Genomic DNA, 18,682 nt, shown 5'->3' with positions numbered 1-18,682 from the left:
GGTTCTACCGCCTTCAACGCGAGCCGTTGCGGCGAGCCGTTGCGGCGAGCCGTTGCGGCGAGCCGTTGCGGTACAGTTCACCAATGGATTCTTCGGCAAAGCCGAAACTCAAAGGTACTGTGACCAGTTCTTGCCCTGACACCGGAAGCACCGGATCATCTATCCGGTCATCACATCCGATAGTACCACTACATAGGGCTGTAAGCCCCAAAAGCAAATAAATATTTCTTTTAAATATCCGTTTCATATATTCTTGTTTTAAATTATCAATTTTAGCATAGGAATAGCAGAAAACAAGCCGTCCCGCCTCATGCACTTCTGTGCACGGGGCGGGACGGAAAACAATATTTTATTAAAAAAATTACTTAAACAGCATTCTTTCTATAGTCTCCACTAACTCTAATGCTTGGGGATATAATGCCGAAGTGGTCTCTTCATCAAAATAAATAAAATCTTCATAATCACCAATTTGACTATTATCAAATAGATCCGTATAAAAATAGTCAGTTTCCTATTGATAAGTAAACTTTCAACAAACTATTTTACTCTCCTCCCACTGGTTAAATAAAGGGAATGAATTCTCTACACAGTGTGGAGAAAATCTCTTTATATACAAAATTTCAGCACAACATACATAGTACAAGATAGAAGACTAAATACATTTGTTTTCCGTTATTCCAACATATCAAAGAGCGCATCATAAAAGAAACCATCAAGGCTTCTTCCGAATATTATCCTGCACACACCTCACTGAAAAGCCGAATTTCCAGTCGATAGGATGTGTAACTGCAATGGCATTATCCTGAATCTGATAAATCAACATACCACTCGTAGTCTTCGTTCCATGTTCAGAAGTCCACTGATAAACTGTACTATTCTTTTTATCCCGGTAAGTGCCATTCATTTCACGAAGCGAAACGGCAGGAAAGAATATGGATTTATCGCCATCCGGACCTTCTGAAGTTCCATAGTAAATAAATCCTGAACCCACAAAATCCGGTTCTTGTACCGCACCGGTAATGGAAGATATGGTAGAGCCATTGTAGAACATTATGTTGTTGAACTTCGGTTTAATCGATTCCAGTGCTCCGGTAGTACCATCATTGGCTCCGAATCCTATCCACATACAATACTTGAATGTACCATCATCGCTAAAGATAGAAGAATTGTATGACAAGAGAGCCGATTGCGTAATACCATTGGAAGGAACCCTCCATCCTTTAGGACAAGGATCATAAATAGTTTTAGGACCATCCCCATTCCAATTATAAGATATGGCAGGATATTCATTATTCGTACCTGTACTATACGTCAATGGATTTTGTATTAGCTGTTCTACCGAAGTCAGTTTTTGTTTTTTTACATCCAACGGTTCACCCACTTCATCAAAAATAGTCTTTGTCTCTTTTGTTGTGCCGTCTGCTGCAGCAAAGAACGGATCTTTGCGCCCTCCCTGATAAAGCAAGCCGAGAGTACGCCGTCCGTCAATCTGGTTATCTTGCATGCCTGCCTTGGTAGCTCCCAGATTGCGATCCATAATGACACATTTATAGAAAGCTCCGGCAGCATCCGTCCACGAAATACCCTGATATACCTGTACCGCACCACCTTGAGTCGCATTCCGGGCATCGTTGATAGCAGCCTCGCGAGTAGCTCCATCCGTTATTTTACTTGCATCCAGCCCAGCCGGTGCATAGTCGCTAATCCAGATATGCCAGCTCCATACAGTGACACCTGACTGATTTACAGCTTCTATCACTGCATTTCCTCCCTTGGTAACAGGTACTTTTACGTGTACCAGTGCTTTATTTAAATCTCCGATATCAGTAGTATTTACCAAATTGGCATGATTATCCTTGTCTACAACATATCCCAATACCAAATCACCAGAGGTTCCGGTATCTTTCGTCTGCCACAATACCCGGACATGATCGATAGCCTTATCAGCAGACAATGTAGCACCATCCGTCAGATAAGTATTCCACCCATTCGTTCCTGCCTCGTGCTTATAAGGGTTAAAGCAGATATTCGTACCCGGCAGCATCATCAGGCAGTTGCTGGTGGGCACAATATTGGTACTGATTACCGGAGTCTGATCCAGCAATTGGATACGGCCATCCCCACGATAGTCAGTGGAGTTGATATTCAGTGTCCAGGTATAATCCGTATTTTCCAGCAAATTAAAGTCCGTAGAGGCATCACCACCCAGATAAGCCCGATAATAAAGACGTTCATTCTTAGTAGAATTATCTACCACCACTTCTGCATACGAAGCGGCATCGGGGGCATTCTCTTTCGTACGATAGTAGGAAGAAGAAGCGGCGGCTGAAGTTCCGCGTGCATTGGCAGGTATCCACAAGGTTTTTGAACCTGCCGCCAAGTCACCGGGATCGGTCAAACGGAAATAGTCAACAAATTCTACGATTGCAGATGGATACGTCATTCCCCATTCTGTTTGTGTAGCGGCCGGAAGAAGCCGGAAGGCTGCAGGTATCTGGCAGAGGCGGACCTCTTTGACAGCATACGCATTATCCGTCAACTTATTATTCCATGCCACCGTCATCTTGGCAGCCAGGCGTTTGAGTAATAAACGGGCATCGTATGCACCCTCCACACTCTGAATGCCCTCGTTCGTTACTTTAACATGAGGTAAATGGAGGAGATAAGGCATTTTGTTGATATTGATGCCACTTGCACTTGTACTGCCATCGGTAGGGATAGCATCGAAGTAACTTTTATCCAGAGTCAACTTCTGGAGTTCTGATATGCTATTGCCAAAATTGAGAGAACCATTGTCCTTTCCACAAGCCACAATCACCAATTGGCAATCATCCAATGCCGTCAATGAGAGGGTCAGTTTCTTATTCAAATCCGTAGCCCCCGAAAAGCTCTGGCTTTTCTTCAATATTCCATTACTATCATATTGCATGATGCGAAGTTCATACAACTTGTCAGGTTTCATCCCTGCATCAGCTCTTGTATGTACCATTGGCACCGGTTCAGCACTGAAAGCACCGTCCTGCGCCATGCCATTGCTACGTGTCGTCCCGGAAGGTGTATAACCATCCTCTTCGTCAGCAAAACCTAACGAAAGAGAAACAGTTACCTGTTTTTCTTCCTGTTGTGGTGACGAGAATCCCAGTTCGTTTTCACAAGCTGTAATTCCTATGAGTAATATGAGACCTGCCATAGGTCCCATGATCTTCTTCTTTATCCCAATCATATCATTCAGGTTTTAAAAATCCACCACTTTATCAATCGTCTCCACCTTATCGAACACCACCACATTACCATTCGTAATGGTTACCCGCACATCACCACTGTTGGCGCCGCTGATCTGCACAGTAATTGTATAGTGGTAGCCGCGGCGAACATTGTAATCATTCACCAGATTGCCGCCCAGATACAAACGATAACGGACAGAGATAGGGCTTGTGGCAGTCGGATCAGCACTATTATAACTGTACCAGTACGACCCGAGCAGATCAATATAGGTGCATTTCGACAAGTCACCACCCGCCTCCGGTTTGCCGTCACTACCCAATGTAGGCGCCTTACCATCGGTTTTAGGACCGTAGGCATTGAGGTTTTTCTCTTGGAAAGATTTGCCGCAACCTACTCCGCGAAGATTTTCGGGCATATAGAAAGTATAGGTACCATTTACACTAAGACCATTATCGGTGGCGTCAGTATCAACCGGATAAGTATTGGTTATTTGATCTGCTGCCGGATAAGCACCGACAGTTGTTCCGGCACGGCTTTCAAGAGCGAATGATTCAGGTAGATTATAAGCCGTTATAGATTGAAGGGTGAATCGTGCGGGAGAAGCCACTTTATTCGTCCACTTTACATCAATCCAGCTATAAGCATAGCTCAAACCGGCCAGAAGAACCGCTTTACCACTTGTATCAGTTCCTTTAAATTCTATGTCATCCGAAACCAGATAATTCTGCTGGCTTTTATAATTCGAATAGCTGATTACGATGCCTTCCAAATCTACTTTTTGAGCATTAGTATTTTTGGAAAAAGCCACCAACTGACTTTGGCTTTCACCGAAATTTGCAATAATACGGAAAGTTCCGCTTACATCCGAAAAATTACCCGTTTCTACCTGTACAAGTGCTCCGCTGGTTCCAAAATTACTAATCTTAGTACTGTCATAACATACAGCATGCAACATCTTTCCATCTGCATCGAACTGCACCACCCATACATCGTTAATACTAACGCCACCGATAGATCCGGCACGGGTATCTACCGACAAAGCCGGAGGCAGACTCAAATAAATACTGAGTCCTCCACTCTCATTCTCAACTGGTTCCGAAGATTCGCAAGCCACAAACAGGAAGATGGCAGCAACACAAAGAAGGGTTATTATCTTATTCATAAGCATACACTGTATTTTGATCAATCTTTTCCCAAATCCTCACCGGTCAGATTGGACGTTGTCCATTCACGAATGGCAAGCGTAAGATCGGAAGGAACAATTGCACCGTAAAATGTCAGTGAGAAATCAAACTGATACGTCATTCCCGGCAACAAGGCTTTTTCAATAGTGGCAAAATAGGAATCGGTAGAGGTTTTCGTCAGACTGCCATCTTTATATTTCACTGTCAGATTCACATCAAACTTCATCTTTTGCGTTCCACCTACAGGCAATAGTACACCGGGATCGCTGGTGCGTTCCTTGGTAACATCATAATCCAAAGTATTATTTGAATCGAACTTTTCAAAAGAATAGGATGCATCGGCAACAGTAGTAGCAGTCGGCGTCTCCCAGGAAGTATTATTCAGTTTATAGATATAACTTCCGTACAGGCCGCTCACCTTGATGTAATTCACAACCAACGCCGTAGGAGTCACCGGTTGCATGGAGTTTCTTGCCTTCACAGTGGTTATCACCTGTGCCCCCATGCGAGTAAAAGGTTTGGGCAGAGACACCAGCATGGTATTGTCTCCCGTTTTATCCGGTTGCACCACAATGCCTTCCAACTTCGTGTACATGAAGTCCTTTCCGTTGCTTACGGTGAATGCTCCGCTGCTATCCAACTCCGGCACTTCGGTAGAAGAATTGTAAGATACCAGATAAAGATCGTACGTTCCACGATACAGGGTCAGACTGCCTGTAGCCTTGCCGGGTTTTGAAGCATCTGCTTCACTGGGTTGGACAGTGTAGTTTTTACTATCCAGCGGAGTTCCCAGATTCGTACTTCCTGCCGGAAAGGCATAGATACGGAATATCTTACCGATTGCCATATCTTCTGATGTAGAAGCAGCATCGGCACGTGTCACCGAGGCACTATACATATCGAATGTCAATGTCACAGGTTCCCCCGGCTCCGGATCGGGAGCAGTATCCGGAAGCACTGCATCACCGGCATTGCATCCTGCCAGCAATATTCCCAAAACAAAGCCGGAAAATACCGGAAAGTGGGAAGCTAAATTTAAAAATTTATATCTCATAAGTAACTTATATTCCAATTCCCGTATTCTGATTTGCATCACTCTTCCATGCGTCAATCTTTACATTGGTCAGACTGCCGCCCATCTTATCCACCGTAATGGCGTAGACATAATGATAGCCTGCTTTCCATTGCACCGCACTCACAACTGCCGTTTCAAAAGAACGGGGAGTGACACTGCCGTCAGCTTCGGTGACATCCACCGTAAGGCGGAATGAAAGGCGCGTTTCAGCAGCACTCATAGGAGCTACCAAAGAACTGACATTAGGGTCTTTTTGCAAGGTACTCAGCACTACCGATCCTTCCAAAGCGATGGAATTGGTAGATGCCAGACCGTTCAGGGTTCCAGAACTCAGATTCATAGTACCACTCGAACCCATTTGCAAACGGCTGGTGCTACTTAGCAGTTCTATTTTCTTCAAAGTCAGCGTTTCCTGTACATTGGCAGACTTCGACACCCGGAAACTAACCTTTGCCAGAGCATGATTCATGGTAAAGGTAACCGCACGGGAAGCAAACGTAGCCGTCAGCGGGGTGGCACAAAGGTAATCTACCTGTTGGGAAGCATTGAAATTGTCCGCTACCACCTGAACAGGTACGGAATGATTGCCGACGGAAGAATTTGTGACCGATAGATCCGACGGAGCAAAGGCATATAAACGATTGGGGGGAGCTGTATTCGTCACTGTTATATCGGGAGGAGTAGTTGAACTCCATGTTCCATTCGCCAATTCGTACACGGATTGGGCATTCGTTGACAGTGCTGCATGCCCATTATCGGTGACATACACACCGATTTTAGTCAACTGGGCAGCTCCCAGCGCACGAGTGACCGAAGGATCGGACAACTCCACCGAACGTAATTGCAAAGCATTTCCCTCAGTGCCCGGTTCCGGTACACCATCTCCGTCACAGCCCAAGAATACGAGAGCTGCTACGGAAGCCAACAAGATATCTGTATATTTCATTTTCATCATTTTTTCTCGTTCTACTTTGTTACACCGGTCAGGTTGCATTGCCGGCATCTTCTTCACCATCAGTAGTACTGAAACCCGGAAGAAATTCCGTCACGACTACGCTGGTAAGGTTCAACTCATTCGTTCCGGTAAACGTGTATTGATATTCGTATCCCGCCTGAAAGGTCAAGCCACTGCCTTTCTCCTGATAAGTACGGGTCCCAAAGGGGCTTGCCGTCACCGAAATGAGATAGGACGTGGCAGCATCGGGTGAAAAGATACCTGAATAGGTATGGCGTCTCACGGCTTCGGAGGTTTTCAGTAATGTGATGGTTTCCTCGGTAGTTTTATTTCCACTACAGAGTCCCTTTCCGGTAACCTTAGCACTTCCACTACTATTATCAACCTGAAAACTTACAATAATCGTAATTTTACAGGCAGCCGGTGCAAAACTGAAACTGACACGGTTTCCGGTGGCAGCGGCTGTAGCAGTCAGCCGATTGCTTTTCCAGAATTTAGTAGGCGTGCTTTGATCTGCCAGTATACTTGAAAAATCATTGGGAAAAGTGGCTGTAAAAGTCTCCCCATTACCCGTTGTAGTCATCGGAGTAGTGGACACAGACGGGGTCCAACCTCCGGCTGCCGTCCGTTTATAATTGACGTCGGTTGCTCCTTTTGATATTTTAATCACATCATCGGTCACAAATTTCTTTTTATCATAATCCGATAGATGCGGGTCGTCCGCACGTGTTTGGGGATTACCGATTTCGGCAGATACTTCCAACGGCGTAGCGACGCCTGCACCGTCCTGTGTACACGATGCGAATATACCCGCCATCAATAACAGCAGTAACCGGAATTGTGACCGGACACCCGTGTAGTTAGTATATATATGAGTCTTATTCATCATGCTTACTTTTAATTAGTCAAAGTCCCCATTATGTCTGCTTGATACCGTCCAGTCCTTTATTTCGGCCTGACCTACCGGGACAAGAATATTATTCTGCAGTTTCAGTGTATATGTATAGCTGGTTCCCTTTGCCATGACACATTGTACAGTAGCCTTATAGGTGAGACCATACGTATCTGTTATTGTTATTGAAATGTCCGTATTCGTGGCTTGCGGATAGATCACTGCACACCAGATGTACTCGGAATCGACAGGGCGCAGCATATTGATACTTTCAGCAGCCGTACTGCTGCCTGTCCGCAATCCGGTTGCCTGTACGGTCATCCGGCTGAAAACAGGCAATGTATTCACACCGGTAAACTTCAGTGTCAGTTTCGCATTTTCATGATTGAAGGCATTCGTGCCTGTAAATTTCACTTCAGCACCCGAAACAGGAACTTCGGGCGTACGGAGGTAGTTACTTTTCAGGAAATCCGCTTTCTTCTCCTGGCTTGCCTGGATGCCATCATAACCGACCGGGAAAGAAGCACGATACGTCACGGCAGGAAGAAAACCCAATTCACTACCTGCGGGTGCTTTCCAACTACCGGCTGCATTCAGGGTATATCCGGAGGATGCCAGCAGGGCAGTGTTACGTGTACAGGTTACATTGATCTGGTCATCGGTTCTGAATTTACTCAGATCGTAGTCATTGGCAGGTGCAGCATCCCCCAACCTATCTGTAGATGAAGGGGAAGCGGAAGTCCCGATCTCGGCAGTAATGGTGAGCGGAGTGCCTGACGCTACCGGAATACCCGATTGCTCGTCGGTGCAACCGGATGCCAGTAACAGGAAGCCGGAAGCGATATAGGGCAGTATATTTAAAATCTGTTTCTTCATTGGTTCGTTTCTCCTTTCGTCGGTTTATTCTATAACGGGCGGCACGTCCTGCGAGCCTCCGTCCTTTTCTGTCCAAGCTTTTATTTCAACACTTTTCAGGGTGATGTCATTCTTGTCGAGTTGCAAGTTGTAGGTGTAGCGATGTCCTTTCTTCCACTCACCGTTGAACAGGGCGGCGTTGGCGGCGGTCAGGGTGCGGTCGTTGGTTGACGCAGACTTTTGCCCTAATACGAGGTTCAGGGATATCGGGTTGGTACTGGTTTCGTCTTTAGCTTTCGGGGCAACCAATCCGTAAGCTACCGGTTTCGGGGCACCGATATTACCCGGAAGTTGGGAAGTTCCTGCAATTGCGGTAAAAGTGATGGTGGCTGTTGTGGCAAGAGTGATCGTACCGTCATTCAGTGCCAAGGTGCCGGCTGCATTTGCAGCACGGAAAACGGCTGTGCCCGTACCGGTGGTAAGACTGATACTTTTCACATAGTCGTACTCGCTATCGGGCACGCGTCCGGCTTTGTATTCGATGGTGAATACAAGTTGTGCTAAGGCGTGTTGCAGATAGACGGTTGGGGAGGCATTATTTGCACTTACAGTGATGGCAGTGGCATCGCCTGCAGTATTGCTTGCTGAACCGTAGAGGTAATCGATTTGTGAACAGGCAGTGGCGCTTGTGCCGTCGAAAGTTTGCGCGGCAGGTAAGAGTAAAGGTATGATCCGGGTGGTTCCGGATTCTGTGGGAACATCAGTTCCAATAACCGGATACCAGGCATAGAGGCGTGCCTGTTCGGTACGGAGGTTGAGTTTCTTTGCTCCGGTCCAAGTGGTACCATTTGTGGTGGTAAAAGTAGTATAAACCATAGCAGGATCGGCATAGGCGGTATGACCGTCGGTACGGGTAAGGTAAACGCCTATTTTATTTACCTGTCCGGTTGTTGTACCCGTTTCATTCACGATGGAGCGGGCGGAGACATTGGAGGCTGTACTGAAAGAGGGTTGCAGAAAGACAGGAGTATCCGTGTCGGACAGGCAACCATCGTCGGTACACCCGCCTGCAAGCAGGAGGGTGCAAAAGACGAACAGGTAAAAGATTGAGAGTTTATTCATATATGAAATAGAACTAATAAATTACTTAATATCCAAAGTGCCACCGACTACATCAACCCATTGCGTTACTGTAATAGTACTTATGGAAAGTTCCGTACCACTTAATTTCACTGTATAGAGATGATTTTTTCCGGCAAGCCATGCACCGCTATTATCGGAAGGTGGTGTCAGATTCACAGAATAATCAGCTCCATCAATGGTGAAGACGGCTTGAATGTTACCAGTACCGATGGAAGTAGAAATGGGTAGCACCATGATACTGAATCTTCTGGCACCGCTATCAGCAGTTCCTAATGTATAACCATCTTTAATAGTACGCGTATAGGTTGCATCTTGTGCAGTACCTTCTGTAATTACACCAGTCGTAATATTCATTTTGGGATTAGTACCTTTGCTCAAAGTAGTACCGGTCGCATTTACATCTTTCAGCACAATCTTTGTTAACTTACCTACACCTTCATAATCGGCAGCTTTGTAAACACGAAAACTTACCATAGAAAGAGCATGCTTCATGACCAGTTCCACACCTTTAGTTTGATTTGATTTATTTGTAACACCTGTAACTGACGTTGCATACATACAATCCACTTCACCAGTGGCGGCTGCTATGGGAGTACCATCTGTTGCATTATCAGTAGCAACGATTTCCGCACTGGTTTCCAAGAGGGTAACAGGAATAGTCAAACCTGTATTATCATATTTAGTAGCAGTAGGATAATAAGCATAAATAGTAGCCGCTTTATTCGTCAGGTATATTTTATTATTAGTATCGCTATTGCTCCAACCGCTACCATACGTATATACTGCGTAATTATTACCTTTATCACTCGTATAATCATCTCCCGTAGCATATACCGCCACAGTAGCACCACTACTGAACGCAGCACCATCTACTACCCCGCGTGTCAGTGTCACTCTTGGAGAAATCCGTAATTCCACCGGGTCGTTGTTTTCAGCAGTTCCGGTGTTTTGATCATCGCCACATCCGGCAGTCAGCAACAGACCGGAAATAAGGGCGAGATTCATCAGTTGTTTGGTTTTCATTATTATTTTCTTTTTATCATTCATAATAGTTCGTTTATTCATGCTATTATGGAACTAAGTCCAGATCATTATCTACCGATACCAGTTCCCAAGGAGTTACTTTCACAGACAAGATACCCAACTCATTGTCAGATAGCTTCAATGTGACTTCATGGGAAACTCCCGCCTGAAACATTCCATCCTTAGAGGCACCGGAGAAAGTGATCGGAATATTCTGGTAAGTCCCCGTCGATGTTTCCACATCCAATGTATAGACATGGCCCGTAGTCAATGGAGGAAGTAACAGATCACCCAACGCAATGGTAGTGCCATTAGCCGGAACATCTATGCCCGCACCGCCCTCACCGGGAAGTAACGAAAGACCTTTCGTGCCACTGAATGCAGGAACACCCGTTGCCAATGGCAATGTCACGGCACTTTCCGCTTCGTTTACCTTCACACGAGTAATCTTCACTGCCAAGCCACCGGTCTGCTTCTTGCAAGCCTTCAACTGCAAGCGGGTCAGCAGATGTGAGAATTCCAACGGCTTGTCATAGCTGCCGTTAGTATTCCCGGCAAAGCGGTCACCGTCCCACTTGTTTCCACGTATTTCCGGTGCATACAGCAAATCTTCCTTGCCTGTGAGTGTATAAGATACATTGCCACTACTATCGGAAACACCTGTCGGAGAAATTGCCACAGCATACAGCCAGCTACCCGTTTCGGGATAGACCGGCTGCACACCGCTCTGCAATTTCCAGGAGACGCTACCATTCGTACCGACTGTTACGCCATGACTTCCCTCATACTTCGCTGTAAGCCCGGAATAGCCTCCTTGCCTCGTGGTAAGCATTACGGTGGCATCGAAAGCCTTTTCCGGCAGGTTGTCGGCACGAGTGACGGAAGTCTGAATCAGGGCATCCCCGCCGGCACACAAATCCAACGGAACAGCCTCTTCTACAGGAAGAGAAACGTCGGCCGAACAAGCTGCGAGAAAACACAGGGAAACTGACAGCACGAAATGAAACAAAAGGTGAAAACGTCTCATGAGTAATTCTTTAAATATTTTATAATTCAGCAGTACCGGAATCGCCTACAACCCACGGAGTCACGGTAGCAGTAGTAGTAATGTTAACAGCATCTGCTGCAGTGGCCGGTTCCTTCATGGTAAGGGTGATTTTATGAGACTTACCTGTTGTGGTAGCCAAATCGGAATCTCCGTTGACAACACGGATATTATTGAAAAGCTTTTCAGCACCGTCTACTGTAATAGTCACATCCAGCAGTACTTGAGTAGACTCTTTTATCATAAACGGATTTCCCACTGCAGTGGCTGTTTCAGCAATAACAGTTTCGGTGATACCCGGAACAGCCAAAGTTGTCGCAGAACTCCAAGTAACATTACCGTTTGCAGCATCTACTGATTGGGGTACAGCAACTTCTTGTACAGCAATGCTCTTCAAAGCAATACGTTTACCATTCCATTCACCGCCACCGGCTACTTTATCCAGTTTAATCTCAAAATTCAATTGAGTAGTTTGATGGGTAAATTTCAAATCACAGGAAAGTGCTGCTGCGCCTCCATTACCTACAGTTATTGCCGGAGCATACATGACGTCCTGCGTACCATCTTTCTGGCTAAAAGCAACAACAGTTCCGGTATTGGCAACCTGACCGGCAGGAGATACACCGGCAACAAATGAATTCGTACTGTTATCTGTATGATAATAAAGTACCTGATTCAATGAAATCTCTTTGGTAGTGCCTACAACGAAAGAGGCTGCCGAAACACTGGCACGGGCAGTCAATTGTTTAGAGCCATCAATCACATTTTTATCCACTTTAGTAAATCCACTCCAGTCCGAAGGGGTATCACCGTCGCATCTCAAAATAGTGGCGGTCACACTGGTGCCATTTTCGGCTACTGCGCGTGACACTGCACTCACGCTCTGACCAATACGGATGGGCACTGCATTTACAGGAGAATCCGGCAAATTACTCTGGTCACTTTCACTGCATCCTGCCGCAATCAACAAGGTCAGCAGAGCTAAACTCAATTTTGTTTTCATATTCTACGTCTTAATTAAATGATTAATAATTTATTCGTTTGTTTATATAGTAGTTACTATCAATACTTCACTCCCAGCCGGGAATATCTCCGCTACCGGAATCACCTGCTTCCCAAGGTACAATGGTAGCGGTAACTCTGACAGATACAGGATCGGGAAATGTGGGAGTCGGCAATTCCACTTTCACCGTATAGGCTATGCCGCCTTCGCCCTCGCCACCCTCGAAGCTGATAGCCAGGTCATGGTATTCAAGATCGTGGGAACGGTCATCGTCAACGGCAATCACCATATCGAGTGTGAAGTCGGACTGAGGTTGCACCAAGGCATAACCAGGAAGCTGCAATACTCCGCCTGTAAATGGAAGCCCTTCGGCATCGGCTGCGGCCGAATAGATAGGCACAGGAACCGTGGCATCGCCATAGGATAATGCACCGGTTTGTAAAGCCAGTGTGACTTGTCCCGCCAATCCATTGAGTTGCAGAGAACGGACACGAAGGGAAGGTATATCATCGCCCTCCAAATGAATGGCAAAACTTAATTTCGTCAACAGATGATTGTAAATCAACGTCCCTTTACTGTCGGAAGTAAAAGGTGAAGAGAGGGAACCATTTTGTTCACCACTGAGCAGGAGGTCTTCGTCTCCGGTAAGGGTAAAAGTCAATGTGCCATCGGCAGCCATCGGTACAGGAGGATAGTAACCACGCAGATAGAGCGAAGTACCATCTTCGGGATAATAGCGTACAGGGGTGAGAGTAATCTCGTTTGCCGTGGCGATACCGTCCCAAGTAGTGGTATAAAGCCCGGAAGAGGTGCCGCAGGCAATGCATACAGGGGTAGCATCGAAAGCATCGACCGCCGCACGGGTATGAATACCAGTATAGAGGCGGATAGCCACAGGATCGGGAGTATCTTCGGACGAGTGTTTAGCACAACCGGTAAAGGTGGTCGCAACAAGAAGTAGCGGAAGCAGCATGCCACAAAGGTTGCCGAGAATTATGGGTAAATTCCTTTTCATTATAGATCGATCAGCTTGATTTCAGATAAATAAAGTCGGGTCATCTGGTTAATGACTCCCAACCGATGGGCAGCAGCACGGTATTGCAGATACATCTTCTCCTTGGTGGGTTGATTGCAATTCAAATGTTCATCAAGAGCTTCCAGAATATTCAGCAGGGATATATCCTTATAGTCGCGAGTTAGTTCATAGGAAGAAAGAAGCCCGGATGATGGAACTCCTTTACGATGAATCAAACCGGCCCTCTCAAACTTAGTGAGGATGTCGATCAAATCTTGCGGCGCAATAGTCAATTGTGCTGTGCGATATGGTATGCCACCAGCATAAATGTCGTATAATACGGCGATAGCTGTTTGTGTCAGTTGTGTTAGCATAATTATTGTCTTTAACCGTTACTTCGTAAGTAACGGAAGCACGCAAATACGGAAAATATAAGGTGTTATAGGAATACGGCGGGCGTCTAAAGAGCAGAATACGCAAAAATAAAGCGTAGAATATCACAGGTCCATGTTGAAAGTGAAACGTGGAAAGGAGAATTTATGTGTTTTCTCATAGCCGATAAGCCGGTAATATGTCGATTTATAATTTGTCTTGGTTGTTTGAGTCGTGTTTTCAGTTAAATATCAGTCAAAATTATTATTTATAATTTGTTTTTATTAAAAATTTAATATCTTTGCAGCAAGATTATACATCCGTTACTTACGAAGTAACAGCAAATTCAAGCTCCACTCCACACTTTTTTTCTTCCAGTAGAAATGTAATCAATTATCATCCGGTTTGCTTTTTCAAGTTCATCTCCTCCAAAACTTTTCAGATAGGTACGAGTAACTTCCAGTGAGGAGTGTCCCAATCCTTCGGAAATGATTTCTTCCGGCACTTGGCAGTACTTGGCGAGTGTAGCCCATGTATGGCGTGCGGTGTATGAGCTGACTTTCACCCCTTCTACCCCACACAGTCCGGGAAGTTTGGACAGTTGCAGGTTTAAATCGCGAAGTTTCCCCTGATATTCTTCGAAAGCTTCTTTTTCCGAACAGGTGCCACTCAGGATATTAAGAAGATAAGGAGAATCTGCTTTATGGTTACGGTAGCGTTCAATCAGTCTCATAGCTTCGGGAAGCACCTTCACGCATAGTTCCGTACCCGTCTTCTGGCGATGGCAAGTCAGCAAAGTATCATTCAGGTCCGCTTTATGCAGATGCGCCAGGTCAGTATAAGGCATCCCTTGCAACAGCACCATCAATGAGAGAATGTCTTGCGCTTGACGAACCTTCGGCGGTAACTGTCGGCTTCGGGGCGTATGCACCAACTTCTGCATCTGTGAAGCTGTAACTGCCAGCTTTTTTTCCGAAACTACTCCTGTCTTCAGGTTTGCAAACAGACGGAATTCACCCGCCACCAATCCACGGTCCACTGCCCTATTGTAAACCGCACGCAGCGCACGGATATAAGTAGAGATAGTGTTGTAACTCTTCTGCAAATCTTCCAGATAAGTCTGGAAGCGATGCAAAGCTCCCCTGTTCAGACCTCCCCAGAAGATTTCACCACCTCCCACGGATTGGGTAAATGCCCGTAGGGCATACTTGTAGATATTAGCAGTGGCGAAACGCCCCTCCTCCTGCAACTCTACAATGACTTCATTCATGAAGCCGGTTAAACTGTTTTGTTTCATAATCAATTGTATTAAAAATAAAAAGCACCACACGAACAATGTCGTGCAGTGCTATGTTTAAAATGATAGGATTTATCTGTCGATTCTTATGATTTTCTCTTAAAATGTTATTTTATGATCCATTGTTCTATGTTCCTGGTACGATTACTAAAGTTCACCCCAATTTTAAATAACTTACGGGAATCGGATTCAAAAGGTAGAGCATATTGTTTTTCTTCTATTTGCCGCAATGCTTCTTCGGCAGTACCTTCGAGCTTGAATTCCATAACATAGATATACTTATCTGTTTTCAGCACCAAGTCTATACGTCCCTCAGATGTATGATACTCTGCTTCCGTATAGAAGCCTACCAACTTGAAGATTATAAACAGCACATTCTGATAATGAAGTTCCAGGTCACTGACAAGCTCATAAGGAGTATCGGCAAAGAAACTTTGCAAACGACGGAAGAAAGCATCGGGTTGCCCACTCTCTACTTCACGAACAAACTTTTGTATCTCAAACGGAGCTTCCGCTTTGTTAACCCTTGCATAGAATGGCATTAAAAACCTTATAAACCCTTCTTCGACTTCTCTATTCGGGAACCCCAAACTGTAGGTGCCGAAACGAGAATTGTATCCCTTAATTGTCAAATATCCGCTTTGATAAATCACAGGTATGGGACTATCATCATCATAGATACTATTCAAGACATCCACACTGGTTTCTTCGTGAGTCATCTGCTCCAGATCATAATGATTATGCTTCAGCAATTCTACGAGATAAGTAGGTGTCCCAGTCTCAAACCAATAACTACCAAACTTCATTTTATAAAAGGTATTCAGTACACTGAAAGGATTGTAGATCCCTTCAGAATCTTCTACAAAATGGTAGCCATCGTAACACTTCTTCAACTCGACACAAACTTGTTCATACGTCATCTTTTGTACCGTTGCCAGTTCATGCAAATCTTCTTCCAGATTATCATGCACTTCTTTCTCCGTTAATCCACAAATAGAGACGAACGGCTCATCCATAGAGATGTCATTCAGGTTATTCAAGTCACTAAAGACACTGATTTTACCAAATTTAGTTACTCCCGTCAGCAGAGCAAACCGGATACATCTGTCCATCGTCTTGAGTACACCATAAAAAGGTTTCAGGGTATTACGAAATTCGGTCTGAAGCTCTTTGTCTCCAATAGCCTGCAACATAGGCTTGTCATACTCGTCAACAAGGATAACAACACCTTCGCCGGTTTGCTTGTAAGCCCGCTCCACTACACCTGCAAAGCGCAGAGCAAGAGTTACCTCACCCGCACCGGTACCATAAATGGCTTCCCACTCTAACAATGCCTTATTCAGAATATCGTCAAGGCTGTGGGGCGCATCATATTTCCCGATATTGAGGTCCAGATGCAAAATCGGATGTTTTTTCCATTCTTTCTCCAACTGTTCCAAAGCAAGTCCTTCAAAAAGTTCGCGTGCACCCGAGAAGTAAGCCTCTAAAGTAGACAAAAGCAGACTCTTGCCAAAACGCCGCGGCCGACTCAAAAAGTAATAGCTACCAGTCTGCACTAATCTGTAGATCAGTGCCGTCTTATCAACATAAAAGTAACCGTTTTTACGAATCTTCTCAAAACTTTGTATGCCGATCGGATAGATTTTATTACCCATGATTTGTTCTCCTTTTAACGTTAAACGACACAAAGATAATAATGTTTTGTGATAGACAGTGTGACAAAATGAAAAACCTTGCGACAGATAGGGTAAATATCAATTCAATTATTTATCTTTGTTAGCTTTTATAAGTTAGCATACAAAAAACAATAACTACAATGAAAGAATTTTTTAAATTTACGCTTGCCACCATCACAGGTATTATCGTGTCATGCGTTGTGTTGTTTTTCGTCAGCATCCTGATACTGTTTAGTATGCTGTCTTCGTCGGAGTCTGAAACACAAGTACGCAAGAACTCTGTGATGATGCTCGACATGAGAGGTATGCTCTCTGAACGCAGTCAGGACAATCCGTTCGACATGTTCCTGAGTGAAGATGAAACCACTTATGGTTTGGATGACATTCTGTCGTCTATCCAGAAGGCTAAGGATAACGAAAACATCAAAGGTATTTATCTGCAGGCCGGTTCAATGGGCGCAGGTTTTGCTTCCATAGAAGAAATACGCAAAGCACTGGCTGACTTCAAGACCAGCGGTAAATTCGTAATAGCTTACGGCGACCAATATTCACAGCGTCTGTATTACCTGGCAAGTGTAGCCGACAAGGTGATGCTGAATCCACAAGGTTCAATCGGCTGGTACGGTCTGGCTTCTACTCCGGTTTTCTACAAGGATTTGTTGTCTAAGATTGGTGTGGAAATGCAGGTATTCAAAGTAGGTACTTACAAATCGGCTGTAGAACCGTTTATCTCTACCGAAATGAGCCCGGCCAACCGCGAACAGGTAACTGTATTTCTGGATGGCATCTGGGGACAAATGTTGGGCGACATCTCCGAATCAAGACGCGTAAGCAAGGAGAAGTTGAACGAAGCTGCCGACAAGATGCTGATGTTCTACCCTGCAGAAGACTGCGTGGAATATGGACTTGCAGACACCTTAATATATAAGAATGATGTACGCAACTATCTGAAAACTCTGATAGGCATAGATAAAGATGACCGTATGCCGGTACTGACTCTGAAAGATATGGTAAACGTAAAGAAAAACGTTCCGAAAGATAAGAGTGGAAACATTGTTGCCGTGTACTATGCGTATGGTGCCATTGATAGCGGAAGTTCATATGCTGATAGCGAAAATGGAATCAACTCTGAAAAGGTGATCCGCGACTTGCGCAGACTGAAAGAAGACGAAGACGTGAAAGCGGTAGTGCTGCGTGTGAACTCTCCGGGTGGTAGCGCTTTCGGTTCGGAACAAATATGGTATGCAGTGACCGAGTTGAAGAAAGAAAAACCGGTAATTGTATCTATGGGTGACTATGCTGCATCAGGTGGATACTATATTTCTTGTAACGCAGACAGCATCGTAGCTGACCCGACCACACTGACGGGTTCCATCGGTATCTTCGGTATGTTCCCCAACGTGAAGGGACTGACAGACAAGATAGGCCTTTCATTTGACGTTGTGAAGACAAATACATATTCTGACTTCGGAATGATGGGACGTGCACTGAATGATGGTGAAAAGGCTTTGATGCAAAATATGGTGAACGAGGGTTATGAACTGTTCGTGAAACGTTGCGCAGAAGGCCGCGGCATGACTACGGACGAAATCAAAAAGATTGCCGAAGGTCGTGTGTGGACAGGTGCCAAAGCCAAAGAACTGGGCTTGGTAGACGAACTGGGCGGACTGGACAAAGCATTGGAAATGGCTATCGGAAAAGCCGGACTGGATGCTTACACCGTAATGTCTTACCCAGGCAAGAAGAGTTTCTTCGAAACGCTGATGGATACGAATCCGGGTGGATATATCCAATCTCGTATGTTGAAAGGCAAAGTAGGTGAACTTTACAATCAGTTCGACTGGCTGAATAACTTTGAGAATTACGATAAGATTCAGGCACGCGTTCCGTTCGAGTTGAACATCAATTAAAGAAAGGAGTGG

At 45.1% G+C, this 18,682-nt stretch carries 16 protein-coding genes; 1 reads left to right on the top strand and 15 read right to left on the bottom strand.

Annotated features, from left to right (window positions below; genetic code table 11):
• Window positions 1–13: 13 nt before the first annotated feature.
• The 15 genes from DW036_RS15690 to DW036_RS15620 form a co-directional block, all read right to left on the bottom strand.
• Window positions 14–247, bottom strand: a complete 234-nt coding sequence (locus DW036_RS15690) for a hypothetical protein (RefSeq protein WP_233560456.1) — start codon at window positions 245–247, stop codon at window positions 14–16.
• A 465-nt stretch (window positions 248–712) separates the two neighbouring features.
• Window positions 713–3,223, bottom strand: coding sequence for a DUF4906 domain-containing protein (locus tag DW036_RS15685; RefSeq protein WP_118465209.1), 2,511 nt, complete (start codon window positions 3,221–3,223; stop codon window positions 713–715).
• Between the two features lie 12 nt (window positions 3,224–3,235).
• A complete protein-coding gene (locus DW036_RS15680) occupies window positions 3,236–4,387 on the bottom strand; it encodes a DUF4906 domain-containing protein (RefSeq protein WP_233560455.1) in 1,152 nt (383 codons plus the stop codon).
• 20 nt (window positions 4,388–4,407) lie between these two features.
• Complete coding sequence (locus DW036_RS15675) at window positions 4,408–5,463, bottom strand: hypothetical protein (RefSeq protein WP_187374621.1); 1,056 nt, start codon at window positions 5,461–5,463, stop codon at window positions 4,408–4,410.
• A gap of 7 nt (window positions 5,464–5,470) precedes the next feature.
• Entirely contained in the window at window positions 5,471–6,430 is a 960-nt protein-coding gene (locus DW036_RS15670; protein ID WP_233560454.1) for a fimbrillin family protein, read from the bottom strand.
• Between the two features lie 37 nt (window positions 6,431–6,467).
• Window positions 6,468–7,328 (bottom strand): hypothetical protein, encoded by an 861-nt coding sequence (locus DW036_RS15665; RefSeq protein ID WP_118465206.1) that lies wholly within the window; start codon window positions 7,326–7,328, stop codon window positions 6,468–6,470.
• A gap of 12 nt (window positions 7,329–7,340) precedes the next feature.
• Window positions 7,341–8,207, bottom strand: coding sequence for a fimbrillin family protein (locus tag DW036_RS15660; protein WP_118465205.1), 867 nt, complete (start codon window positions 8,205–8,207; stop codon window positions 7,341–7,343).
• A gap of 24 nt (window positions 8,208–8,231) precedes the next feature.
• A complete protein-coding gene (locus DW036_RS15655; RefSeq protein WP_118465204.1) occupies window positions 8,232–9,308 on the bottom strand; it encodes a fimbrillin family protein in 1,077 nt (358 codons plus the stop codon).
• Between the two features lie 21 nt (window positions 9,309–9,329).
• The gene (locus tag DW036_RS15650; RefSeq protein ID WP_233560453.1) at window positions 9,330–10,352 is read right to left on the bottom strand and encodes a fimbrillin family protein; all 1,023 of its coding nucleotides are present in this window, start codon (window positions 10,350–10,352) and stop codon (window positions 9,330–9,332) included.
• Between the two features lie 46 nt (window positions 10,353–10,398).
• The gene (locus tag DW036_RS15645; protein WP_118465203.1) at window positions 10,399–11,379 is read right to left on the bottom strand and encodes a fimbrillin family protein; all 981 of its coding nucleotides are present in this window, start codon (window positions 11,377–11,379) and stop codon (window positions 10,399–10,401) included.
• Window positions 11,380–11,398: 19 nt separating this feature from the next.
• On the bottom strand, window positions 11,399–12,400 hold the full coding sequence (locus DW036_RS15640; RefSeq protein ID WP_118465202.1) for a hypothetical protein: 1,002 nt from the start codon (window positions 12,398–12,400) through the stop codon (window positions 11,399–11,401).
• Between the two features lie 67 nt (window positions 12,401–12,467).
• On the bottom strand, window positions 12,468–13,415 hold the full coding sequence (locus DW036_RS15635; protein WP_118465201.1) for a fimbrillin family protein: 948 nt from the start codon (window positions 13,413–13,415) through the stop codon (window positions 12,468–12,470).
• Window positions 13,415–13,789, bottom strand: a complete 375-nt coding sequence (locus DW036_RS15630; protein WP_118465200.1) for a hypothetical protein — start codon at window positions 13,787–13,789, stop codon at window positions 13,415–13,417. The genes DW036_RS15635 and DW036_RS15630 overlap by 1 nt, the downstream gene beginning before the upstream one ends.
• 344 nt (window positions 13,790–14,133) lie before the next feature.
• Window positions 14,134–15,084, bottom strand: coding sequence for a site-specific integrase (locus DW036_RS15625; RefSeq protein ID WP_118465199.1), 951 nt, complete (start codon window positions 15,082–15,084; stop codon window positions 14,134–14,136).
• A 107-nt stretch (window positions 15,085–15,191) separates the two neighbouring features.
• Window positions 15,192–16,739, bottom strand: coding sequence for an ATP-binding protein (locus tag DW036_RS15620; protein WP_022392227.1), 1,548 nt, complete (start codon window positions 16,737–16,739; stop codon window positions 15,192–15,194).
• 161 nt (window positions 16,740–16,900) lie between these two features.
• Here DW036_RS15620 and sppA point away from each other — a divergent pair, with 161 nt between their 5' ends.
• Window positions 16,901–18,670: a signal peptide peptidase SppA gene (gene sppA / locus DW036_RS15615; protein WP_118465198.1), complete on the top strand. Its 1,770-nt coding sequence runs from the start codon at window positions 16,901–16,903 to the stop codon at window positions 18,668–18,670.
• The last annotated feature ends 12 nt before the right edge of the window (window positions 18,671–18,682 follow it).

Source organism: Bacteroides sp. AF39-11AC (genome assembly GCF_003474285.1).
In the GTDB taxonomy this organism is placed as follows: Bacteria; Bacteroidota; Bacteroidia; order Bacteroidales; family Bacteroidaceae; genus Bacteroides.
This window is presented reverse-complemented; position numbering and strand designations above follow the sequence as displayed.